The 23,896-nt window shown below is 36.5% G+C and carries 26 protein-coding genes and 1 riboswitch; of the genes, 5 read left to right on the top strand and 21 right to left on the bottom strand.

Translation table 11 applies throughout. From position 1 onward, the window contains the following. Nucleotides 1–43 precede the first annotated feature (43 nt). Entirely contained in the window at nt 44–1,459 is a 1,416-nt protein-coding gene (locus AC6HVZ_RS14440) for an MDR family MFS transporter (RefSeq protein WP_497558878.1), read from the bottom strand. 485 nt (nt 1,460–1,944) lie between these two features. On the opposite strand from AC6HVZ_RS14440, the gene AC6HVZ_RS14435 reads away from it, so the two are divergent. Next, nucleotides 1,945–2,424, top strand: a complete 480-nt coding sequence (locus tag AC6HVZ_RS14435) for a YusW family protein (RefSeq protein ID WP_497558877.1) — start codon at nt 1,945–1,947, stop codon at nt 2,422–2,424. Nucleotides 2,425–2,833: 409 nt separating this feature from the next. On the opposite strand, the gene AC6HVZ_RS14430 is transcribed toward AC6HVZ_RS14435, so the two are convergent. From AC6HVZ_RS14430 to AC6HVZ_RS14410, 5 genes are all read right to left on the bottom strand, one after another. After that, the gene (locus tag AC6HVZ_RS14430) at nt 2,834–3,622 is read right to left on the bottom strand and encodes an ABC transporter ATP-binding protein (RefSeq protein ID WP_497558876.1); all 789 of its coding nucleotides are present in this window, start codon (nt 3,620–3,622) and stop codon (nt 2,834–2,836) included. A gap of 187 nt (nt 3,623–3,809) precedes the next feature. Continuing rightward, a complete protein-coding gene (locus tag AC6HVZ_RS14425) occupies nt 3,810–4,511 on the bottom strand; it encodes a response regulator transcription factor (protein WP_497558875.1) in 702 nt (233 codons plus the stop codon). Beyond that, nucleotides 4,501–7,773 carry an ATP-binding protein gene (locus AC6HVZ_RS14420; RefSeq protein ID WP_497558874.1) on the bottom strand — a complete coding sequence of 1,091 codons (3,273 nt, stop codon included), beginning with the start codon at nt 7,771–7,773 and terminating at the stop codon, nt 4,501–4,503. Before AC6HVZ_RS14420 ends, AC6HVZ_RS14425 begins: the two co-directional genes overlap by 11 nt. 155 nt (nt 7,774–7,928) lie before the next feature. After that, nucleotides 7,929–8,033 carry a small protein YxzF gene (gene yxzF, locus AC6HVZ_RS14415; protein ID WP_497558873.1) on the bottom strand — a complete coding sequence of 35 codons (105 nt, stop codon included), beginning with the start codon at nt 8,031–8,033 and terminating at the stop codon, nt 7,929–7,931. Between the two features lie 165 nt (nt 8,034–8,198). Beyond that, a complete protein-coding gene (locus tag AC6HVZ_RS14410; protein ID WP_497558872.1) occupies nt 8,199–8,483 on the bottom strand; it encodes a hypothetical protein in 285 nt (94 codons plus the stop codon). A gap of 454 nt (nt 8,484–8,937) precedes the next feature. Here AC6HVZ_RS14410 and srtD point away from each other — a divergent pair, with 454 nt between their 5' ends. Continuing rightward, nucleotides 8,938–9,528, top strand: a complete 591-nt coding sequence (srtD, locus tag AC6HVZ_RS14405; RefSeq protein ID WP_497558871.1) for a class D sortase, LPxTATN-specific — start codon at nt 8,938–8,940, stop codon at nt 9,526–9,528. 451 nt (nt 9,529–9,979) lie between these two features. On the opposite strand, the gene AC6HVZ_RS14400 is transcribed toward srtD, so the two are convergent. The 11 genes from AC6HVZ_RS14400 to AC6HVZ_RS14350 all read right to left on the bottom strand — a co-directional run bounded on the left by AC6HVZ_RS14400 (nt 9,980) and on the right by AC6HVZ_RS14350 (nt 19,765). Next, entirely contained in the window at nt 9,980–10,633 is a 654-nt protein-coding gene (locus AC6HVZ_RS14400; RefSeq protein WP_497558905.1) for an ECF transporter S component, read from the bottom strand. 2 nt (nt 10,634–10,635) lie between these two features. Continuing rightward, complete coding sequence (locus tag AC6HVZ_RS14395; protein WP_497558870.1) at nt 10,636–12,288, bottom strand: ABC transporter ATP-binding protein; 1,653 nt, start codon at nt 12,286–12,288, stop codon at nt 10,636–10,638. Next, nucleotides 12,261–13,148 carry an energy-coupling factor transporter transmembrane component T gene (locus AC6HVZ_RS14390; protein ID WP_497558869.1) on the bottom strand — a complete coding sequence of 296 codons (888 nt, stop codon included), beginning with the start codon at nt 13,146–13,148 and terminating at the stop codon, nt 12,261–12,263. Before AC6HVZ_RS14390 ends, AC6HVZ_RS14395 begins: the two co-directional genes overlap by 28 nt. Nucleotides 13,149–13,157: 9 nt before the next feature. Beyond that, a complete protein-coding gene (locus tag AC6HVZ_RS14385; protein WP_497558868.1) occupies nt 13,158–13,994 on the bottom strand; it encodes a DUF4430 domain-containing protein in 837 nt (278 codons plus the stop codon). A gap of 216 nt (nt 13,995–14,210) precedes the next feature. Further along, the gene (locus AC6HVZ_RS14380) at nt 14,211–16,247 is read right to left on the bottom strand and encodes a DUF4430 domain-containing protein (RefSeq protein ID WP_497558867.1); all 2,037 of its coding nucleotides are present in this window, start codon (nt 16,245–16,247) and stop codon (nt 14,211–14,213) included. A gap of 142 nt (nt 16,248–16,389) precedes the next feature. Then, a riboswitch (cobalamin riboswitch) is annotated at nt 16,390–16,568 on the bottom strand. 190 nt (nt 16,569–16,758) lie between these two features. Next, entirely contained in the window at nt 16,759–17,349 is a 591-nt protein-coding gene (locus tag AC6HVZ_RS14375) for a YgaN family protein (RefSeq protein WP_497558866.1), read from the bottom strand. Nucleotides 17,350–17,842: 493 nt separating this feature from the next. Then, complete coding sequence (locus AC6HVZ_RS14370; RefSeq protein WP_497558865.1) at nt 17,843–18,118, bottom strand: 2TM domain-containing protein; 276 nt, start codon at nt 18,116–18,118, stop codon at nt 17,843–17,845. A 28-nt stretch (nt 18,119–18,146) separates the two neighbouring features. Beyond that, complete coding sequence (locus AC6HVZ_RS14365; protein ID WP_497558864.1) at nt 18,147–18,653, bottom strand: hypothetical protein; 507 nt, start codon at nt 18,651–18,653, stop codon at nt 18,147–18,149. 24 nt (nt 18,654–18,677) lie between these two features. Further along, nucleotides 18,678–18,935, bottom strand: a complete 258-nt coding sequence (locus AC6HVZ_RS14360; protein WP_497558863.1) for a hypothetical protein — start codon at nt 18,933–18,935, stop codon at nt 18,678–18,680. Nucleotides 18,936–18,964: 29 nt separating this feature from the next. Next, a complete protein-coding gene (locus tag AC6HVZ_RS14355; protein ID WP_497558862.1) occupies nt 18,965–19,456 on the bottom strand; it encodes a GNAT family N-acetyltransferase in 492 nt (163 codons plus the stop codon). Between the two features lie 135 nt (nt 19,457–19,591). After that, the gene (locus AC6HVZ_RS14350; RefSeq protein WP_497558861.1) at nt 19,592–19,765 is read right to left on the bottom strand and encodes a hypothetical protein; all 174 of its coding nucleotides are present in this window, start codon (nt 19,763–19,765) and stop codon (nt 19,592–19,594) included. A 144-nt stretch (nt 19,766–19,909) separates the two neighbouring features. On the opposite strand from AC6HVZ_RS14350, the gene AC6HVZ_RS14345 reads away from it, so the two are divergent. The 3 genes from AC6HVZ_RS14345 (at nt 19,910) to AC6HVZ_RS14335 (ending at nt 21,064) form a co-directional block, all read left to right on the top strand. Next, nucleotides 19,910–20,161, top strand: coding sequence for an AbrB/MazE/SpoVT family DNA-binding domain-containing protein (locus AC6HVZ_RS14345; protein WP_497558860.1), 252 nt, complete (start codon nt 19,910–19,912; stop codon nt 20,159–20,161). Next, nucleotides 20,158–20,562, top strand: a complete 405-nt coding sequence (locus tag AC6HVZ_RS14340) for a type II toxin-antitoxin system death-on-curing family toxin (RefSeq protein ID WP_497558859.1) — start codon at nt 20,158–20,160, stop codon at nt 20,560–20,562. The genes AC6HVZ_RS14345 and AC6HVZ_RS14340 overlap by 4 nt, the downstream gene beginning before the upstream one ends. A 199-nt stretch (nt 20,563–20,761) precedes the next feature. Further along, nucleotides 20,762–21,064: a glycoside hydrolase family 25 domain-containing protein gene (locus AC6HVZ_RS14335; protein ID WP_497558858.1), complete on the top strand. Its 303-nt coding sequence runs from the start codon at nt 20,762–20,764 to the stop codon at nt 21,062–21,064. 260 nt (nt 21,065–21,324) lie between these two features. On the opposite strand, the gene AC6HVZ_RS14330 is transcribed toward AC6HVZ_RS14335, so the two are convergent. From AC6HVZ_RS14330 to AC6HVZ_RS14315, 4 genes are all read right to left on the bottom strand, one after another. Next, nucleotides 21,325–22,230 carry a GNAT family N-acetyltransferase gene (locus tag AC6HVZ_RS14330; protein WP_497558857.1) on the bottom strand — a complete coding sequence of 302 codons (906 nt, stop codon included), beginning with the start codon at nt 22,228–22,230 and terminating at the stop codon, nt 21,325–21,327. Between the two features lie 118 nt (nt 22,231–22,348). Beyond that, nucleotides 22,349–23,005, bottom strand: coding sequence for an SIMPL domain-containing protein (locus AC6HVZ_RS14325; RefSeq protein WP_497558856.1), 657 nt, complete (start codon nt 23,003–23,005; stop codon nt 22,349–22,351). 33 nt (nt 23,006–23,038) lie between these two features. After that, entirely contained in the window at nt 23,039–23,200 is a 162-nt protein-coding gene (locus AC6HVZ_RS14320) for a hypothetical protein (RefSeq protein ID WP_497558855.1), read from the bottom strand. Nucleotides 23,201–23,293: 93 nt separating this feature from the next. Then, nucleotides 23,294–23,848, bottom strand: a complete 555-nt coding sequence (locus AC6HVZ_RS14315; protein ID WP_497558854.1) for an SLOG family protein — start codon at nt 23,846–23,848, stop codon at nt 23,294–23,296. Between the last annotated feature and the right edge of the window lie 48 nt (nt 23,849–23,896).

The following is a 23,896-nucleotide window of genomic DNA, read 5'->3' as shown; positions in this document are numbered from 1 at the left end:
TCCAACCACCGGATTGGAGATCATTTTACTTGTATTTTAAATTCTAGTGAATATCCTCCATACCTGGACGGGAATTTTTAATAAAGAACGACATTACAAGTCCAATAACTGCAAATATACCAGCTACAAAGAAGGATACATTCACCCCATGAATTGCTCCTTCGACTCCCTCAGACAAAATAGCATTGTTCGTCATTAACGTAACTAGCAATGCGGTTCCAACAGCACCCGCCATCTGACGCATTGTATTATTCATCGCTGTTCCATGTGGTATTAAATTGGTTGGCAGCTGATTCAGGCCAGCTGTTGTGACAGGCATCATCACCATCGCCATACCGAGCATTCTAACGGAATTAACAACAGCAATATACGTGAAAGTCGTATCACTAGTAAATACAGCAAACATAAATGTAGTTACAACTAAAATCGCCAGTCCAATAATTGACAACCATCTAGCACCAAATTTATCAAATAATCTTCCTGTCACAGGGTTCATCAGACCCATTATGATTGCACCTGGCATTAAGGCCAAGCCGGATTCTACAGCAGAAAAACCAAGCATATTCTGCATAAATATTGGTATGATGATAGCAGTTCCAATCAGTGCCATAAACACTGTCATTCCAAGAGCAGTAGTTAATGTGAAAATCGAATATTTAAATACGCGAAATTCAAGAATTGGCTGTTTCAATTTCAACTGTCTGAGGATAAACCAGGCCAATGTAATCGAACCAATGATCATCGATATGACAACATGACTACTTACCCAACCACTGCTTCCGGCTGTACTGAATCCGTATAGCAAACCACCAAATCCTAATGTGGATAAGATAATTGACAGAATATCCACCTTGGGAAATGTTCTTTTCGTGATATTCTTTAATATGAAATAAGCAACCACAATATCAATAATAACGATTGGCAGAATGACATAAAATAAACTTCTCCACGGAAAATGTTCCACAAGCCAACCGGATAACGTTGGTCCTATAGCGGGAGCAAAGGCAATGACCAAACCGAACATCCCCATCGCTGATCCGCGTTTTTCAATCGGAAATATAAGAAACATAAGGGTTTGCATTAGTGGCATAAGGATTCCGGCACCTGCAGCCTGCAGGACCCTACCTGCTAATAAAAAGCTAAAATCCGGAGCTACAGCACAAATTATTGTACCCAATCCAAAAATACTCATCGCTGTGAGAAATAGACCTCTTGTTGTAAATCGTTCAATAAAAAATGCAGTGATTGGAATCATAATTCCATTAACTAACATGAAAATAGACTGAAGCCATTGAACCGTATTTTCATCCACCTTCAAATCACGCATGATATGGGGCAGAGCAGTTCCTAAAAGTGTCTGATTTAATATAGCAACAAATGCTCCGGAAATCAGAACAATAATAAGAGGAACTTTATTAATTTCCTTCACCTCTTGGGGCTGGACTTTATTATTATCCATTGTATTCCTTCTTTCCTTATCAAGCCATTACATATTTCTCACCGCAGCCCATATTTACTTTACTGCAGAATGATAATTCCCTACTTCATTCTGTGAGATAGAAACAATTAGTAATCATACCACTAACAACTTGTCTTGAAAAGTTTAATGTCCGCCTATTCTTAATTTTTTTGGATCTTTCACAAAGTACAGAGAAAATAATAGGTTTGTTTCTATAAATACTTATTATACCGGTTCCGAATAAACCAACTGATCCAACCTTCCCCGCAAAATGTATTGAACCATTTTTTCAGGTAGCACAACTAACAGCACGATAAATAAATTCCACTACTTAATTGGAATCAAAGCTATAACTCAACAATAGAGGGCTACGATTATTCAAAGCGTAAACTTCGCACAATATTTTTGAAGCTGCTATGTTTAAAATTTTTGCCAAAGGAAATAATATTTACAATTAATACGATGGATGGGAGAGATCTCAAATAATGAACAAGTTTAAATGGATGATTCCACTTTTGATAACAGTATTTATAATTGCAGCATGTGGAGATGATGATGAAGTAACGAACCCACCGCAAAATGCAAATGAGCAAATACAGCAAGACACGAATAACGATGGGGGCAATACTGAAAATAATACTACAAATGCGAATTATTTATTTGCCGGTTTTGATCTTGAAGCAGATTTTAATGATACAAGTGATACCATTGACATTAACTATGATCAGGACAAAGATGAGACAGAAGCAACGTATGAAGATAAATCACAAAACATCAACCTTAAGGGTAATGCGGCGATGAAAGAACTTGATAAACTATTTTCCAACTTTGAATTTGATGAAAATACCGCAGATGATGAAGTACTGAATACCGTAACGGAAGCATTCAACATTCCCGATGACGCCAAAAACGTTGAGCTTGAAATTGAATTCTCGAATGGAACGGAAAAGGAATACAGGAGATAAGCACTGATTAAAGGCTGTTCTATTCAAATTGAGCAGCCTTTTATTTTTGCGTTTTCAAAAAAGAGAATATAAAGGATCGAGAAGTTCGAAGCAGCGTAGATCCCCGTACCGGAACGTATACAATTAATACGTGAGGTAACATTCTAACACGCAGGAAAAGTGTTTTCTTTTCCAAGCAAACAAAAAAGAAACATACAAACTTCTCGTGTGATGTGGTTACCTCGACGTTCGACACAGTGGTTTTCGATGGGATGAACTTTAGCGCAGTCCCAAGGTTCTCGGTGGAGCGAGCTTCGGTGCAGTCCCGGGACGTGTCGGTAATTAGTTGAAGATCCCCTATCCCGAAGTGTCATTGTTACTGAACCTTTTGAACAACCTCTTATAATGATAATCTTCGCCAAAATAACTGTCATAATTCATCCAAGAGTGTCATCCAGGGTCGATTTTTATGCCATTTTAATTGAACAGGTTTAGCAAAAAAATGTGATAAACAGTCGCTTGTTAACACATTTTGATTTTCACCATTATCAAATACTTTTCCCTCACGCAATAAGAGCGTATGTGTAAATATAGGCAGAATTTCTTCAATATGATGTGTGACATATATAATTGTTGGAGTATTTTCCTGATTTGCCAGATCACTTATTACAGCCAATAAATCTTCCCTGGCAATAAAGTCGAGTCCATTACATGGTTCATCCAATATAAGCAAATCCGGTGAACTCATTAATCCACGTGCAATCAGAACCCTTTGTTTTTCTCCTTGGGAACATGTTTGATACGATCGCCCCGCTAAGTTACTACAGCCAAGCTGTTCCATGATTTCCGATGCTTTTTGATAATCCATTTCTGTGGGACGCTCGTACAATCCAATTGAGGCATATTTGCCACTCACAACAATATTTTCGGTTAAATCTGTTTCCTTAATCCTCTCTTGAAATGAAGAGCTGACCCAGCCGATAGATTTCCTTAATTCTCTAAGATCCGTTTTACCGAATTGTTTCCCAAGTACCCTGACTTCACCAGTCGTTGGCCAAAGATAACCATTAATTATATTAAGCAGCGTCGTTTTGCCGGAGCCATTTAGACCAAGTACAGCCCAGTGCTGACCTTTTGTCACTTCCCAGTTTACATTCGAGAGGATTGTTTCCTTTTGTCTTTTCCATGAAACATTTTGAATTTCTATCATTTCATCCATTTCTCTAACTCCCCTATGGTGATAATGAATTTTTTCAGTCAATTATACGATAAATTACAGCAGCTGTCTAAATGATTTTGCTAAATCAAACAGGAGCCAACTTACACAGAATATTTAAATCCCCATTTCATGCTAAAGTCTCCTGCTGAAAAGAAGTTGAACATGTCTTTAATATCATTGTAATAGCTTAATTTTTCGTAGTAAATTTATAGCCAAAACCTCTGACGGTCTTAATAAATGAGGGATTTTCCGGCGATTTTTCTATTTTTTTTCTGAGGTTACTAATATGGACTTTTACAGTTGTATAATCACCAAATTTATCCTCACCCCAAATTTGATCATAAAGTTGTTCAATCGAAAATACTCGATTTGGGTTTTTAATCAAGAAAAATAGGAGTTGCATTTCCTTTGTATATAATTGAATCGGTTCACCACTGCGATGAACCGTATAATTATCCATATTAATTTCTAAATTACCAAATCGTCGAACGGTCTGGTTCGCATCAAAATGTCTTGCCGAAATCTCTTTCCTTCTTAAATGTGCCCTTACTCTCGCAAGAACCTCACCCGGATCAAAAGGCTTTGTAATATAATCATCAGCACCAGCTTCCAGTCCGAAAATCCGATCTTCATATTCTCTTCTTGAGCTCAAAAATATTATCGGAACATCCACATTAAATGTTCGAATTTCCCTACAAACTTCCAACCCATCTTTTCCAGGCAGGAGAATATCCAGAAGAATAACATCTGGTGAATCCAGCTTAACTGCTTCGAGTGCCTCTTTTCCATTGCCTGCCAAGATTACTTGATATTCTTTTTCTAAATAAAGCTGTATCAAATGCCGAATTTCAGCATCATCCTCAACAATTAGTACTTTTTCATTCTTCAAGACTGATCCCCTCCAGTTTTTCCGAATCAAGCGGGAGAATAAAATGAAATATACTTCCTTGGCCGATTTTACTTTCGACCCATATATGACCTTGGTGGCATTCTATAATTTCCTTTGTAATCGAAAGCCCTAAACCTGTATTTGTACCCTTTCCAGTACGTGCTTGTTCTTCCCGATAAAAACGCTCAAAAATATGTGGAATCGCTTCAGTAGATATCCCCATACCATTATCCCTTATACTTATCTGCAAAAAAGAACCCTCCCCAGTTTGTTGGAATGACGGTAATTCTGGCAGCACATTCATTTTCTTAATATCAATTTCAATGAGACCGAACTTCTTCGTGTATTGAATTGCATTAAAAATAAGGTTGTTTAGTACTTGATCTATTCTATCCAGATCAACCGTGAGAATTTCTTCATTTTCTGATTTTTGTAAATGGTTATGAATCGAGAAATGAATGCCATGGGCCTTCACATCCATCTCATATTTAGTAAAAAGAGTTGATATTAACGCACCTACAGGATATTGACTCCATCTAAAGCTAACTTGTCTTGCTTCAAGCCTCGAGAGTTCATACAAATCATGAATTAGTCGATCAATGACCAATACCTTTTGATACACAACGCGTAAGTAATTCTGATCATCCCCCCGGACTACACCATCAATCATTGCTTTTACATACCCCCGGACAGATGTCATCGGTGTCCCTAGTTCATGAGAGATATTGGACATCAGTTGTCTTCTTGCTTTTTCCATTCTCGTTAGCTGATCTGTCTTTAATTCCAATTCTTCCGTACGTTTCATGACCTGTCCTTCCAGTGAGTGATTCAAATCATTGAGCTCATTGTTTACAGTGACCACCTCTTCCATAGCCAACTTTAATGATAGAAGCGTCCTGACACGTGCCAGCAATTCTTCTTTAGAGCATGGCTTGGTTAAATAATCATTTGCTCCAGCATCAAAGGCTGTTATGATATCCTCCAACTCAGACCGAGCTGTTAGCATTAAAATGGGCAGCTCAGTTAGTGAAAATTGTTCCCTTATCTTCTTTGCAACATCAAAACCTGATTGTTTTGGCAACATCACATCCAAGATCACAAGATCAAACGAATCCTCAGCAAGATGTTCCAACACTTGTTGTCCGTCATTCGCTACCGCAAGTTCATATCCGGTAATAGACAAATGGTTTAATAAGACATGAACATTTATCGATTCATCATCCGCAATCAGAATTTTTCCATCGGATTTTTCGCTACTGGCATATGCTGCAATTTCATCGTTACTTTTCTCAGCTGACGGAACTGATAATGGGTTCTTAAAAATTTGCTGGGTAAATTGTTTGGTTCCTTCATAAATTGGAATGGAAAAAGATACGATTGTTCCCTCTCCAAGTATGGAGTGAATCCTTATCTCTCCACCATGCAATTCTACCAACTGTTTCGTAATACTTAACCCTAATCCAGTACCAACAGTGAATCTATCTGATGAATTTGTTCCTCTTTTAAAGCTATCAAATATGTCTTTTAGATCGTTTTCCGAAATACCTATCCCTGTGTCTTTAATCGATACGGTTATTTTTTTCTCCTCTATCTCTGCTGACAGGACAATCTCTCCCATATCCGTATACTTCAATGCGTTTCCGATTAAATTATACATAATTTGCTGAAGCCGATTTTTGTCAGCAGCTACAGGGGGGAGCGTATCAGGAATCAGATTTTTAATCGTAATCGGTTTAGTTACTATCGATGAAGAAACTGCAATCGTAACATCAGCTAATTCTTTTAAATGGACTGGATCAATTTCCAACTCTATCCCGTTATATTTCAGCTTTGACGCATCCAGCAGATCATTAATTAAATGTGAAAGTCTGCTCCCACTGGAAATAATTAAGGAAAGATGATGCTTAACTTGTTTATCCAATCCTTGCCTGTTGAGTAATAATTCGGCAATTCCAATGATACCATGCAATGGTGTTCTTAATTCATGAGAGGTATTTGCTAAAAATTCGTCTTTAACCTGATTGGCTTGTTTTAAATGTTCGACAGCAAGCTTTTGGCTTTTGATTGCATTCTGTTCAGCAGTTTCTTTATCCAAACGTAAGCGCTTGATTTTTTCTGCCAGTGCGAGGGAAAATAGTATAATCTCTACTCCAGAACCCATTTGTGATGCATATTTCGTAACAAATATAATGGGTAACAACCCCATATCAGCAAAAGAACTGATCGCAACACCAATCAAAAAGATTATCCATCCGAAAAAGAAATATTTTGCTGGGTGATAGCCTTTTTTCCAGGACAATACTGCCACTGTGATCACAATACCAATCACACCAATCGTTTCCACCATAATTAAATTTAGTGCCGTCTCATAATGAACCAACAAAACACCGATTAATATCGGTTGTAAGCAAATATACCAATTGATCAGCTTATTTGCCTTTGGTGTAAATACCTTTGTATTAAGAAATGATTTTGTGAAAAGTAATGCAGTGATATTCGTACCTGCCATAAAAAACAAGATGGCTCGATTATTCCACCAGCTCATGTCCGGCCATATGTATTGATAAGATAGTCCATTTAACGTAAAGTGAACAAGCATAATGGAAAAGATAAATAGGACGTACCATAGATAACTGGATACCCGAAGCGAACCATACAAAAAAAGGTTATAAATAATCATAATAAGTCCGAATCCAAAATAAAGACCTAAAAGCATATACTCCAGTATACTTTTTTGCTGAAATTCCTTCTCTGACCAAAGTGTTACCGGTAATTGCATCGATCCATCACTTTTAACTCTTAAAAAATATGTTATCACCTCTCCTGGTGGAACCATTAGTTCAAAGACAAAATTTCGATGGGGAAAATCCCTCGTCGAAAAAGGCAGTAAATCTCCCGTTTCACTTAAATGAAATCCACCATCTGTTGTCGACGTATAAAGACTCACTAAATCATGTGGAGGATATGCAACTTCCAACAGCCATTCGTCTATGGAAGATTTATTATCAAGGGTCAAACGAATCCAGTAAGTTGATGACTTATAGCCATAGCTGGGAACATTACCATCATAATGAAAAAAATGGTCGTCGAGCGCTCCACTCGCCACATCCTTAATATCCCATGTGCCATCCTTATCCTCCAGCAGTTCCATAACAGGGCCTAAAGGATAATTTTCCTGCCCTTCTTCCAATTGAATAACTGTGGTGGCCATTACACAACTAACAGGAAATAAGAACAATACGATAAAAACTGCTGCCCCCACTGTAAATACACGTATGTTATCCACCGCCCCTATGTACATTTCTGCAAGACTATCATACTATTTTTTTCCAATTAACACAACTTTCCAATTTTTAAAAATGTACGATTGAAAATAAAAACACATGGTATTTCCAATAAGAAATACCATGTGCAAACTCATTTCCTTAAACTCTTTTTTTGCCTTCGTTTATTCAAAAACTTCTTTACAATTGGGTAAATAATTGGTCCATATCTTATCAGTCTTCTTATCAATCTTCCCATTATGCAATCCTCCATCATATAGGAATTTGGTTGTTTTTATTATTCCTTATTATGAGGATATTAAACAACATCTTTCTTGCCTCTTCATTTTCTTCTTATTCACTTAATTGGATTGCTGCGCTTAACATAGTATCTCTCCTATTCTGCATATCCCCAGCAGAAAATTTATATAAAGAAAGGAGCAGCAATCAGCAATGCTGCGATTGCCATCAGCACTCGTGTAACCTTCCTTGATAGTTTAGTTCTTCCATTTCCTTGATACCATCCAGAAAATTGCAGTTTATTGCGGTAAAGCACAAAAAGGATCAGATATATACCAATTGCTCCAAGCCATTGATAATCATCCGAAGCCATATTATCGGAATAAAGCTGACTTAAAATAAACCAACTCAATCCGCCAAGTAACGCTAAAATTATTATAATTCGAAATAACTCCAATAATACTCTCATCTGCCTTTCCTCATTTCAAAAAAACTTCTAGCACGATCCAATCTAGATTGATAGACATCAAACCAATCCTGAAAATTATCAGCAATAGCTCCAAGGAGAATAAACTTTCTTATTTTCGCTTCATGATTTGCATCAAATATATGTGATTCTTCAACTTTCCTTCATTTTACTATAAATTGACCTTTAAGCATAATAAGAATTGTATCCTCATCCTTTTAATAACCTTTTACCTAAATAGCACATTGTACCCAAATCCAAATCATTTTGTTATTTGCTTTGATTATATATCATTAATACAATACAATTGAACTTGAGAGATCATTGTTCACATTATATATAAAGAATTCAACTTCGGAAATCTTTGGTCTTATGGGATCAGAGAAATTTCCAAAAAATATTAAAACTACTTATTTGGGTAAATTACCATTCTATTTTTTCAAGAAAGGGGATTAAAATGAAGATTGTTGGAACGATTTTTATTACAATTGGACTTCTTTTAATTGGCTTCTTCGGATATGATTACATCTCACATGAAATGGATCAAGACAAATCCTTAGCAGAGGCTCAGGAAAGTATTAGTAGATCGCAAAAAGCAACTTCTCAGCAGACTAATGATATAGATACAGTACAATCATATACTGCTGAACATATGCAAGCATTCGCTACTTTAGAAATACCAAAATTAGAAAAAACACTCGCCATCGTGGAAGGTGCCGATGAAGATGCATTATCCAAAGGCGTCGGGCATATGAATGAAACTGCCTATCCCGGACAAGATGAGCAAATCGTGTTATCCGGACATCGTGATACTGTATTTCGGAATTTTGGGGAACTTGAAATAGGCGACATTTTCATCGTTCAGATGCCTTATGGTGACTATGAATACGAAATTCGCCAAACTCGAATCGTACCAGAAGACGATACATCCGTAGTGGGGCAAATGGGAGAAGAAGTCCTTGTTGTCTCCACCTGTTATCCATTTAGCTATATAGGAAGTGCACCCGACCGATTTGTAGCATATGCATATCCAGTAGTAGATAAATAATGAATAGATCAATAGATAAAGTGTAAGATGCTCTAAAAAAGAGTCGTTACTAAAAAACCACTTTCTTATCAATTGAAAAAAGTTTAGAAATACTTAAGACTTGATGAGGAGAAAAACAACCTATAGCGCACTTTTAATAGAAATGAGAATTGTGAAAAACGCTAAAGCGTCTTTCCAGAGGTCAGAGACCAGAAGTCAGATTTGAAGAAATCGGAGAAAAAGCTGATTTCGTTTATATTTGCTTCCTTCTAAATAAATACTAAAAACCCTTTAAAGGAGCATGACGCTTCAAAGGGTTTTTTAGAAATTTAATGTAAATTATTATAAAGTGACATATTCTTATTGAAAATAAAGCTTTCAGAACAGTAATAAAAGCTGAAGGCGAATTGACATCTTATTAAATAATTACTTTATGTTTTCCTTACTAAATGGATGATGAGTTAAATCTTATTTAGCCTTCATCCAAAAAGACGCCATATTTTTCCTTAAAACGGTGCAAGATTTTTATCCATATCGTACTAAATAATAAGAGGAAAAAGACATTCGATAAAGCGTGGGCTAAATCGAAATAGAAACTCGATGTATTTAAGACGATAAAGGTTCCCCACGTAAGCTCTCCAAAGCCACTAAAGAGAATCCAAAGGTTCATTACCCAACCAAAAATAAACCCAGTTATAAATCCATAAATCAATCGCCAGGTCATCGTTCGCATGAAGAATGTTTTTGCGAGTAAACCAGCAGCGAAGCCAGCCATCCCCCATGCCATCATTTGCCATGGTGTCCACGGTCCTTGTCCCAGTATCATATTAGAGACAAGTGCAGCGGAAGCTCCAATGACCAATCCACTTTTAGGACCTAATGCAATCGCTGAAGCAATAATAACAAATGTAGTCGGTTGCACACTGGGAATAGGCGCAAATGGAATACGCGAAACCCCTGCAATAGCTGCTAAAACCGCTAGCATTACCATTTCTCTGCTCGACATTTTCTTTCTTAAAAATCGAATAATCGATGGCAGCAAGACCGCAATTATGAACAAAATACTAATTAATAAATAATGTTCGATAATTAAATCCGGAAAAAAGATCAATAATAGAAAGAAGATTGCTACACCGATGAGCGTAATTCCTTTTTCATTTGCCAAAGTTCTTTTGCCTCCTCAACTGTAACGACGGTTGGAACATGACTTTCCTTAGTAATCCGGTTAATCATTGTCGTGTAATAATTGTTTTCTTTAAAAAAAGCAGCCGTACTTTCTGTAACAATTATATCGCCCTGAAACATCATACTACACCTCGTTACATGCTTCGCTGCAAATTCGATATCATGTGTCACCATCACAACAGTCACACTTGATTTTCTTACAGCTTGAATAATTTGGGCGAACTCATCTTTAAATGCTGGATCGATACCTTTTGTTGGTTCATCTAATACCAGTAATTCTGGGCTGCCAATTAAAATACCGACCAAGACCGCTCTCTGTAGTTCACCACCACTTAAATCGTATGGATGGTGATGTAATAAAGATTCCATTTGAAATTCCCTTACTAAGGCAAGCATTTCTGCGTTAGATTTACCATGCTTTTTTCCTAATGCCTCATATTCTTCTAGCAAGGTTTCATGTAAAAAATATAGCTTCGGATTTTGTGGTAAATAGCCGATAAGGGATTGATCCATCTTGTTTATTTTCTTCCCTTTATATTTCAGCCTGCCGTGCTGGGGCCTTATGAGTCCAGCAATTATCTTAAGTATTGTCGATTTTCCTGACCCGTTACCTCCAAGAATTGCTAACCATTCTCCTTCCTGAACAAATAATGATAAATTATTCAATACAAGCTTCGAATGTTTCGTATAACAAAAGTCAATTTCCTTTAATTCAAGAAGTGGCTTTTTTACGGATGATGATTGTTCATGTTTCTTTTCACTTAGCGCAATATCCATCCCATTCAACCATTGCTTTGCTTCCTTCACATTGAATGGAATGAGAGAAGCTTCTGTCATTTCCATCAATGCTAGATATAGCCGGGACGCTTCTGGTAAATATGCATCCATTGTTGAACATAATAGCTTAATTGCATCCCGAGGTTCTGCATCCAACGTAATCTGTCCATCCTCAAGCATGACAATCCGATTGGCAATTGAAAATAATTCATTTAATCGGTGCTCCACAATGATAATCGTAATTCCAAACTCATCATTTAATTCTTTTAATAAATGTATAAAATCCTTAGCTGCTATAGGATCCAATTGTGCTGTAGGTTCATCTAATAGTAATATCTTCGGATTAAGCAATAATACAGAAGCAAGATTAATTTGTTGCTTTTCTCCACCTGATAGTTCACTCGTACTCTGATGTAATAAATGATTAAAACCAAAATAATGAACAATTTCTGCTATTTTTATTCGCATCTCATTCGATGAAAAACCTAAGTTCTCCATACCAAAAAGCAATTCTTCCATCACAGTTCCCATCACAATTTGGTTTTCCGGATCTTGAAACACCATCCCAATTTCTTTTGCTAAGATGAAAGGGTCGCTATCCTTAAGCGAAATGCCTTTATAACTAATTTCTCCACTTCTTTTCCCATGAAGATTCAATTCCTGTTTAAATAAACGAACGAGTGTCGACTTTCCGCTTCCAGAGGGGCCACATAGAACAACAAAGTCACCTTCATTTACACTAAAGTCAATATTTGTTAAAGCTTGAACAGAGGACTTTGGATAGATGAAATTTATATGTTTCGCTGATAGAAGCTCCATTTTATGACCTCCTTACCTTCTGTCCAAATTGGTAAACTAACGAGTAAACTCCAACCCATAAGAAAGATCCAACTATTTCCTTTAAGCATAATAGGTTCTAAGATTGGTGTTAAAGTTAGCACACTTTCATTTAATCGCCATCCCACTATCATTAGCAGACTAAAAGCGATGATATAAAGCAGCATAAAGCTGTCCCGACGCTTCCAGGAATAGCTATCGTATTTGCTTCTTTTTTGTAATCCATAGCCTCTGGCAGACATGGAATCAGCTGTTTGTATTGCTTCTTCCAGAGAATAGGTTAATAAAATTTGCATAAAGAGCATGCCATTTTCCGCTTTTTTACGTAGCTTTCCATCCTTCATAGAAACACCTTTCAATTCTTGCACATCTTGAATGTCAGCAAGTCGTTTCCGAAATAAGGGTATAAAACGAAGCGCCAAGATTAAAATCATGGTCCATTTAGGAAAGACTTTTGAAAACAAATAAAGAAACTTATCTGATGGAATGACAATATTAAAGGTCGTAAATATTGCTACTATTCCAGACAAGGTAAGGGCAATCATGAAGCCCTGTATTACCGCTTCTAAATAAACTGTTTGCGAAAAAACTTTAAATAACACAATGTTCCCTTGCTGATTAAAAATGGGGGTAAACAAAAATACAAACAAACTCAAAAATATAATCATGTATTTCCATTTATTCAGCTCGACCCCTTTATCGAGTATTAGATTAACGAAAACAATTGAAATAAATGCTGCTATTAAGAAAAACGGATGCTGATTTAACATGAGACCAGCAATGATAACGATATAATAGAGTAGTAATAAAAATGGGTGAAAGGATCGAAACCCTCTGAGCATTTACATCCCTCAATTTTCCAAGTAATTCTTAGTATATTTCCAATGGATTTTATAGCCATTATAGACTTCATAGGCATCCGCACTTCTAGGGATAAGCACACCTTCAACATATATGTTCCAGCCACTAAGAGGACCTGCATCAAATTCTCCTAGACCACCAATACTTTTTACATAAGCAGTTGCCCCTGACCCAGTGTAATCAACGCTTATCCCTTTCCTATTCAACACGCGTAACGTAGCAGCAAAAGCGGTTTCTCCATCAGTTATTTCAACCTCTGTAGGTGCTAAATTGGGACCATTCAAATCACTAGGGCTTTCAACAGACACTTTAACTGTATTTTTTGGAGTTGGGGCTGGTGATTTTTCTTCGTCTTTCGGTTTCGGCTTGGAATCTTGCTTAGGTTTCGTTGTTTGATTGGATTTACTTGAATCTTTATCATCAGCTGCAGGTGATTTATTTGTTGATGATGAATTAGTTGATTTTTCCTTGTGCTTATTGGGCGTAGCAGACGACTGATTCGAATTTGATGATTCACCCGCTAGACGATTATCATCGGTTGTGTTGCTATTTCTCTTATCCTGTTGATCTTGTGATGAATCAGCAACTGTGACTTCTTCATTTTTGTCATCCCTATTTTCTTGAACGGTTTCTGTGTCATCTGTATCATCTGATTCATCTTGCTCCTCCTCAATTGAGCTATCCTTAGGTAACTCTTTTTTTTCTATAGAGGTGGCCGATGTTGCTATATCGGATACATGTTTTACCTGAGGTTCAGCCTGCTCGCCACATGCAACAAGAATAAAGAAAGAAAACATGATAACTGCCAGCCGAAATAGATGCTTCATAATAAAACTTCCTTTCTACTAGAAAACTTGGCTTATTGTTAAAGGAATACTTGTAAGCTATTTTTGCTTTCTTAGAAACCCATGTACTTTGAGGTGCAAGCCATAATGGAAAAAAGTATAAAGCCTGCACTTATACTTTTTTCCTGATTTCTTGGTATTTGTAAAAAAAGGGAGGATAATCTGCTATTAACCGAGCAGATTATCCATCAATACAAATTACTCGATTGCTTTATTTCTTCGCTTAATAATGAGTACAATACCAGCTGCAATTAAAATAAAACCTAGTGCTAGTAGATTAAACATATTTGTAGCTGTTTTTGGTAGTTTCTTTCCATCCTTATCGGAATCCTTATTTTTTGACGGTGGTGGTGTTATCGTATTTTTATCCCCATTTCCATCTTCATTAGGGTCTTCTACTGGTTGTTCTTTTGGTTCACCTGTACCGTCGTCCTTGTCTTTATTGTCATCTTTTGGATTTTCCTCAGGTTCCTCAGGTTCTTTAGGTGCTTCAGGTGCTTCAGGTTCTTTAGGTGCTTCAGGTGCTTCAGGTTCTTTAGGTGCTTCTTTATTCTTGAATTTAAACACCGGACCAGTTCCGTTTTGAAATTTATCGTAAGCAACTAACGCTAAGGCACCTTGATTGATTGCAAAAACACTTGAAATTTCATCCTCCATTAAGTGTTTAAAGCTGCCATCTTCCATTTGGAAACCAAGGAAATGCTCCAATAAGTTACCTGCTGATTTTGTAAAGGCATCACTCGTTGCATCGACACCAACAGCAGATAATCCTATAATTACCATAGCAGCAGATTCAGCTGAATATCCTCCATGGAAGGCCACGTCATAGCCGCCTTTTTCACCTTGTTGTGTTGACATTACAGCTACTGCACGATCGAGCGCATCCTTTACTTTCGCTTGATCTTTGTATGAACTTAAAGCTAATAGTGCCATACCAGTAATATCCGGGCTAGGTGTATCACCAAAGAGTGACCAGCCACCAGCATTTACTTCTATATCAAGAATCTTTTCTATTAAACTAGCTCTAGTCCATTCCGTACCTTCTGGGATAGGATAATCTCCACTATCGATAGCTAACAAACTATAAACGAGCTGGTTACTCAAAGGCATTTTTTCATTCATTAATTTGTTTACTAGATTAACCCCATTCACATCTGTTGCATCATAGCCAGCAGAAGTCAAAATGAGGATATCTTTAGCAATCCCTGTAGCATTTCCTGAATAATCAACTGTGATTGATGAAGCTAAATCATCAGCCATTTTAGTTGAAATAGTTTCTTTTGCGGTATGAAGTGCGGAAAACCCATACCAATCCATTTCGCCTGGATTCGCTATGATATAATCGCTAACAGCCTGTAATGCTTCTTTATAGTCTATTGTGACATCGTTATTATCTTCGTCACCGTCTTTTTCTTCTGCTGGAGGTTTTTCTGTTTCATCTTTGTCTTCCTCTACTGAAGGCTCTTCTTTTTTATCCTCTTCTTCAATTGGTTCCTCAGGTTCACACCAATCATCCACCACAAGTTCTAACGTATCACCTTCTTGTAGTGAATGACCGAGTAATCCTGTATTCGTCATTTCACCATTCATATAAGTGGACCAATATTCACAATCTCGTTCTAATGGTTGACCTAAATAGTTTAGATATGTTAAATGCTCAGAATCAACTATAACATTAACCTCTACACCCTGATCTGCAGCAGCTTTATGCAGTGCGTCATAGGCTGTTGTATGCTGTGGCATAGAGACAACCTGTTCTTCTATGACTCCTTCTCCATTGGCATCCACTGCAGAGACAGTGACAGAAACAGTTGAAGGAGATTTTCCAAGCGTAGTCAGGATAAATTGGATATTGTCCCCATTAGTAGCTTTAGTAGAGCTAACACCCATCTCCTGGAGTAATCCATTAACATAAAATGACCAGAAATTTACTTCAGGATCTGCATTTATTCCACCGATACCAGTTATAAGCTCTCCTAGATCTCCATAGGATTCTGACTTCAGTTCTTCATCAGCTTTTTCTAACACATCAAATACAGTATCTCCATCTGAAATTTCTATTGCCATAGGTTTTAATACTTCTTTTCCATCTTCTTTGATAGCTGAGACAGTAACAGCATTATCCAAACTTGCTGCGCTTACCGATTGCAGTCCATACAGCCCAGCTTGTGAGTATAATAGAATTGCCGCCATAACAATCATAACTATTTTTTGCAATCTACTACTTTGAATCATTCTCCTACCTCCAAATAGAATTTTTGCAATAAAAAAACATCTCTACCAATAAAGAGATGTACATGAAATACCAGTTATGTATCATAATTAACCATGACAAATAACCACTGTAAGCCACCTCCCCTATCCTCGTAGGTTTATAAATTGGCGTAAAAAACAGGCAGGTCTCCTGGCTCAGTTCATCGTTTTCTATCGCCTTCCCATTTTAAAACAGTGGCTTAATGAATAGAAAACTCACATATACAGTGGCGGGACCGCGTCGGATTTGCACCGACTTCCCTTTTCACGATTTAAAAATCGACCTATTTTTCGCATATTTAATTATAGTTAAAGGAAAATCTAAATCTAAGTTGTTAATATGTATGAATTCTAACTCAAGTATAGCAAAAATAAATATTTTGTCTATTGGCTTTCGAACGAAGAGTAGCTATTTTTTTCCAATATACAGCAAGAAGAAGGACTCTGTAGTATCTGATTTACTTTAAATAATCTAACCTAATAGCAAAATACTTTATTTCAATGTAATTGAAATAATATAAACATGCTCATAGTCTGTTGCTTTTTTTAAATCATCTTCTGTTTCAATATTGTTATATACTGCAACGCCTTGCTTATTTGATTGCACCATTGATGCAATCACTCTTTTTTCATCAATGTGCAATGGTATTTCTGCTGTCAGTCCTCCCCAGGCAGTGTCAGTTAATTCCCTTTCCGAGATATCGTTTACTAATTCAGTACTGCCGTTACCATTACTCGTCATCACGAAAGAAAGCCATTTCTCCTTTGTTTCAAATATGTCTCTTTTTACAAGTGCCCTTATTGTATCTGCACGATCTGCTTCTGTAATTACCAAGCTAAACTCTGATAAATTATCGATAAATATTCCAGCCTCGTAGTAATCTACAGATAAATAAATTTCTTTTACCTCATCATTATTTACCTTAATATCATATACAAAGGATTGTTCACCTGTAATTTCAATCAGGTTATTTTCAAAATCCGTCAGCACAGCTTCGTTGATAATAGCATCGCTCTTAGCTTCATTTGAACAGGCCACAAGCAATGATAAAATTATTAATATAACATTTGAAAAATACTTCATCTAATCAACCCATTCTCTAATTATAAAATTCCATACGAGATTTTGCCTGTACTCTTACACATAAAACGATGTAGTTCTAAAGTGACTGTAATTATATTTAAATGATCCTATACCTTGGAAAATGGTGCATATCGTAAAATGCGCAAGAGCCTTATTCTGTCTATAGTAGTTCAGACATTCCAACGATATTCCTGTGTGTAATTCAAATTTATGGCCATCTCTATGAGGTAGTCCTATAATTCAAGTGGAAAATCGAGAGGTATTGGATGAGACTTAAGAGATAAATCGGCAAAGTTTAGAGACACTTGGTACATGTTGAGAGAAAGTAAATTATAGTGGGGTTTTCTCTCAACTTCCTGCAGTGATTATTCAAGTTACCCTCAACTTAGAGAACTGACCTATTTCCTAACTTTTCCTGTTTTCAGCAAAGTACAGTTATACTAAAAATACTTCACCTACCAAACAGAAGCCAATACTGAATCCACATTTTCGATCAATTTCTTTTATCTTTCTCCATGTACTCCCTAATTTTCTTTTCCTCCCACTCTGATCCAAAAAAGCCAAAAGAAAAAACGGATAGAGCATGTGCTGCCAGCCCAATACCCCAACCACCCAGCGGATAAATAAACCACCAATGTCCCGGATCATTCAACATATTAATCGTAAAAAGCATGATGTTTACCAGGATAAAAACAGTTAAATGTGAATAAAAAGCCTTTAGGTTTTCCACTCTTTTTTTTGCTCTTTTATATCTTTCATCCTGCTCCATTCTGTAACCTCCCTTTTTATTAATCATATTATCTTTTTTGTAATGTAATCAATAAAACAGTTGGTGGAAAAGAAATTGTTCGAAATACTTCCATTGCATACTCACTTGTAGTATCAAATTCACCTTCCATATACTTATATCCGTGATTATCTATATATGCAATTTGCTGGATTACTAGCTGTGGAATCAAACTTATCCTTTGATTGTCGACTGCCCCACACCAGCCAAGTTCCAGGGTTTCTGTATCTTCAGATTCATGCAGAAAAGAATATGCCATAATTTCATTGTGGTCGGCATTTACATAAATATAACTTCCATCTGTTATAACATCATCCGCTAAAATCAAATTTTTCCATCTATCTAAACTCATTTTCGCTACAGGGTTTGCCAAATGGATTTGTTCATACACCTTTTTAACTAAAAAGATAAGCTTTTCCATTAATTGATGGTCTGACATAATATCGGCTAATGTTTTCAAACTATAACTTCCCGAATCTATTTCAGGCATGAAATCTGCCATATTTGATACTTCCAATTTAGGGGGTTTGATCACTTCACTTTACTCTTCCAGATTAAAGGTTTCTCTAACCTTTTGATTTCCTAATAATGTAATCACTAGCCCTATAATCATCAAGGAGATACTCAATATATATGGAACCCATCCACCAATCTCGCTGAGTACAGCTGCAAACTTGCCTGCACTGCCCCAACCTGTTAAATTAGGAAGATATATAGCTACTGCTAAATGCATGATTCCAAACAATATTACACCTGATCCAAATATAATTAAGCCAATATACAATTGTGTTTTATTCACTGGTACACCTCTTCTTCTTTACCGAATTATCATTCCTTTACCTTTAATACCATACGAATGGTTTTTAAAATATATCCGTCAAAATTATCATCGAATTCAGAGACAACTTCAAAGCCTTTTGCTTGGTAAAAATTCTTACCAATTTGATTATCTTTTTCAACATTGATATAAATTTCTTTTATTCCTTCTAATTTACTTATTCCTTCTTGCAATAAGATAGTGCCTGCTCCGTTCCTCTGATAGTCAGGAAGCAAATAAATAGCTCCTAATTCTGCTTTTCCATCCTTGGTAACCGGTGAGTAATTCGCAAAGCCAAAGACCGTTCCGTCCGATTCAGCAACAAAAATATGGGAACCCTCCAAACGCTGCTTCATTGCTTCATCACTGTAAGCAGTATTAAGAAAACTATCCTGAATAGCTCGTGGAATTATGCTTTCATATGTAGCATGCCAGCTCGACTTGGCGACATGTTGAACTTGTGCTATGTCTGACCTTTTCATTTCACGTATTGTAAATCCCATTTAAATCTCCCTCAGCAATATGTTATCACTATATTATCACTGAATTTTTCCAATTACTATACAATTAAATTAATATATTGGAGAAATTAAAAAACGCTTGGTTTCTATTTAGTTACCAATCGTTTTTCGTTTAGATTATTTTTTGTTTGTACCATTACGTGATGCCTTTTCATCTACCTTTTCTATCAATGCTCGTCCTGCTTGTGAGCTGTCAATTCCTTTTTTCACCGCTGCTGCTACTACAAAATATAATATGATGAACGGGGCAACATACACCACGAATGTCATTATCACTTGAATAAAATCCACTGAATTTCCTCCTAGTTTAATTATATACACTAGTATAATGCTAAAATGAAACTTCTGCCAGAATTTATTGTGTTGTAAAATTGTTATAACTGTTATAACATGTTATGATTACTATAATGAAATCTATAAAACGAGGTGAAAATATTGAGTAAACATGAAAGAAAGATAACTAAGATCGGCAACAGTTATGGAATTACATTTCCAAAGGAATTATTAAAAGAATCAGGATTGTCATATGGTGACGATATAAAACTTGAATTAAAAAACGGGGAAATTGTGTTAAGTAAGAAGGAAGAGATTAGTTTTCCTGAAGGCGTTGATAGTAATTTCATGAACATATTAAATGATGTAATAAAAGAACACGATGTTGCTTTCAAAGGACTGGTCGATAAATGACTCAAGAAGAAAATAAGTTTATTTATTTAACGACTGAACAAGTTATTGCAATTAATACCATGCAAATCCAGCTATACTCCCCCGGTGAACGAATTGGTGTTAAGGTGCCAGCCTTATTGAATTCAGCAATTAACAGACCGAAACAATCTGTATTTGAAAGTGATGCGTATCTGACTATTTCTGAAAAAACAGCTGCTTTAACTGAATCACTTTCAAAAAATCATCCTTTTCACAACGCAAACAAACGTACAGCACTTGCTTCACTTATTATCTTTTTAAAATTAAACGGCTATACCTGGACAATGGATGTAAAAAAAGAACAGGATTTCATCGTTAATATTGTAGTTAACAAGTATACTTTTAAAGAGATAGTCTCAATTATTGAGAAGCATATAGTTTAGTCATATTCTAATAGTCTTACCAGTATGAAGGAGTGTGTTATTTCACATGTCAAACTTTCTCATTATATCCATCATCACTGCAATTCTCTTACTTGGAATAAGTTTGTTCTTTAGCAAAAAAAGTCTTCAATGCGATACATTATTCCATTAATCGTGACACTTATAAGCTTCCTGTTAATTATAATTGGATTCTGCGTTTATGGAAGGCTGGCATAATACGTTGTCAGATTCAGTTTATCAACCAGGAATATATGGTGTTTTTGATGAAGGAAGTAATCTATTTGATGCCTATAATGCTATGAATCAGGATATTCAAGAAAATACAGTGGTATGGACCGCTTATCCCCAAGAAGAGATAACCACAAAAGAAAATGCCCCGGAATTCAACCCACAAGGACCAGAAAATGCAATGCTTTATGGCTGGCAGTATGCAATAGATGCAAAAACCTGTAATATTGATACTAATTTATTCAGTGAGGAAATACTGGATTATCTATGGTGAAAATATGTGATTTGTTGACAGATACTAGGAACAAAAGTGCCGAGTGCCCGTCTAGCAATGTACAAACTGGAGCACTCCGGAACTGCTTTACGCTCGTCTCAGCAAAAAGAGCCTGCTAGTTGCTGGGCGCCGCAATTGGACGTGGCTGATTCTGCAATTAAGTTCTACTCAAATCAATAATTTTATCATTTCCAAATCAGTAAAAAAGGGGGCGATTATGTCGCTTTCTTTTTTTTATGCCGATTCGCTCTCTTCTTCTCTTATTCCACAATTTTATTTTTCTGCAGGGATGGTGGGCAGGCATAATTGTATTCTTTAATCTTCTTATTCGTCTCTTTTACTTGCCGACGCAATTCTCTTCCTTCTAGTGTAACGATCTCTTCCTTTAATAAATCAATCTCATTTGCAAGTTCAACCCATCTTGGCAATACATGATTATCTTTCAATGTTTTATAAAGCTGCTTTTCTGGAGGATTAAAGTAATCTCTGCCTAGATGAAGAGGTTTTCCTTTCCCTGGAAGGTTATCAAAATGCCCATCGCTCTCTGCCTTCCTTATGATTTCGGTCATATGGTCTGTGTACTGAAGCCTTTCTTCAATCTCGAATGCTTCTTTTTTATTACTATTTATCCATTCTGGTTTCAATAAAGAATACACAAGTGCATCATGCGATTGGTCATTCTGATAGAGGTAGCCTCTCAGCTTCCCCTCTTGAATAAAACCGACTTTCTTCAATAGATTATTGGTAGCTGTATTAGCAGGAAAAGTTATCGCCCCGATTCGGAATAGATTCAGTTCATTAAATGTATAATCTAGAACCGCTTCAATGGCTTCTGTTGAAATTCCTTTTTTCCAGTAGGTTGGATGTAATTCGAATTCTAGTTCTGCTTTTCTACCGCTTGGATTAAGTTGATTTAAACCAATAGTACCAATGAATTCATCTGTATTTTTCAGCACTATCCCCCAGCGAATACTGCCGCCCTCTTCAAAAAATGTATGAAATGAATCAATGATCTTTATGGCTTCTTCTTTATTTTTTAAACTATCCATTCCATAATACGCTGTTACTTCATCTAGTTGCATTATATTAAAGTACGCATCAACATGCTGATAACCAATTTTAATTAAATCAAGACGTGCTGTTTCAAGTTCCGGAAATTTTTTCATGAAAGTTATCTCCTTGTGTTTTCTGATAATTTTCAGCATCAAAGCCGAATTACTGTATCTATTCTATTTTAGATTGATTATTCCTGCCTAACTTATGAAATTAAAAAACAAATTCAGCCTAATAGTGAAATTTAACTTTCACAGTAGCATTAATACTTAATTGTCCTGTTTGAATCGGTGTGGAGGAACCATCTGCTGTAGCAAACGCTTTATAGGTGGTTGGAGGCTCATTTATTTGTTCAATGATTTTAATTGGTACAGGATCGAGATTAAGCTGCATGCTGCCAGCAATTGTTTGCGCTTTAGCCTGGGCGTCCTTTAGTGCTTCATTTAAAGCTTTTTGATAATACTTTTGGGGATTTTCAGTTGAAAATTGGATATTTGATACTTGATTAACACCATTTTTTACAGCAGCGTCAATTACACTACCAGCTTGATCTATAGTCGTCAGCTTAACAGTGATCGTATTCATAACCTGGTATCCTCTGAATTTTTGCTCCCCATCAACGTAATCATACATTGGAAAAATAGTAAATCCTGTTGTTTGTATATTTTCTTCTGGAATTCCTAAGTTCAGGAGAGTTTGGATTACCTGATTCATCGTTTGTGCATTTTCCTGTTGCGCCTGGCTGAGTGTTTCATTTTGCGTTTGAACCTCCAGCTGAATGGTGACTATATCCGGTCTTACCGAGGTCGTTCCTGTTCCTGTTACGGTTATCATACGTTGTGATCCTTGCCTGTATTGCTGAGGTTGATTTACATAAGGATAATACATCTTCACTCCGCCCTTCTTTCTTTATCTTAGATACTATGCAGCGTTTGACGGAATGATTAAGACTTTCAGCAGTTTATAAGATAATGTACGGAAATGATTGTGGTATGACCCAGTTAACTTTGACTTTAATTGTGAACTTCTAACCACTTCACTGTGAACTTCTAACCATTCCACTGTGAACTTCAGCCACTTCACTGTGAACTTCTAACCATTCCACTGTGAACTTCAGCCATTCTCATCAAGCGCCACCAAAGAACCTGCTGCGATCGACAATACCTTAAAGCATCATCAATCCCAATACTCCGGATCCGCCATACGTAGTTCTTCCACCACATCATCCAAATCAGCAGGGGTAATCACATAAATTGGATAGTCACCATCTACTCCCTTCGCCGCTTCATAAAAGAAACGATTGCTGCCTGGAAACGCTTCATCCAATAAGAGCAAACAACCATCACTTTTTTCGACAAGCCATAGGTTCTTTGCTTTAAATTGATATGCACCTTTGTAATCTCCCTGATAAATAGGTTTATAAAAGTCAGCAACCATCGTTAGCTCCTGATATTTTTCTTGAAGCTGCTCTGGCCAACGGCTTTCTTGATTTTCAAAGGGAGGGAAAATACCAATCTTGATATCGTACATCTCCTGCAAATCCAGAACGACTTCTCCAGTCCAAAGCTCCACACCTATTTGACCAGAAATCAAAACCCATTCGAGTCCCTCTTCAATAAGACCAATTAGTCTTTTTTGTATTGCTTCCTTAATAAACGTTATCCTCGGATCATCTTCTTTAAAAATACCTAATTCCATTGATTTATATCCTGTTACCGCTAAGATTTTCATATGTATTATCCGCCTTATTAAGAAAAAAGCTGACAAAATAATGCCAGC

Source organism: Oceanobacillus sp. NCCP-135, assembly GCF_059698015.1.
The sequence above is the reverse complement of the archived record's forward strand: the minus strand, read 5'-3'. Positions and strand labels throughout refer to the sequence as shown.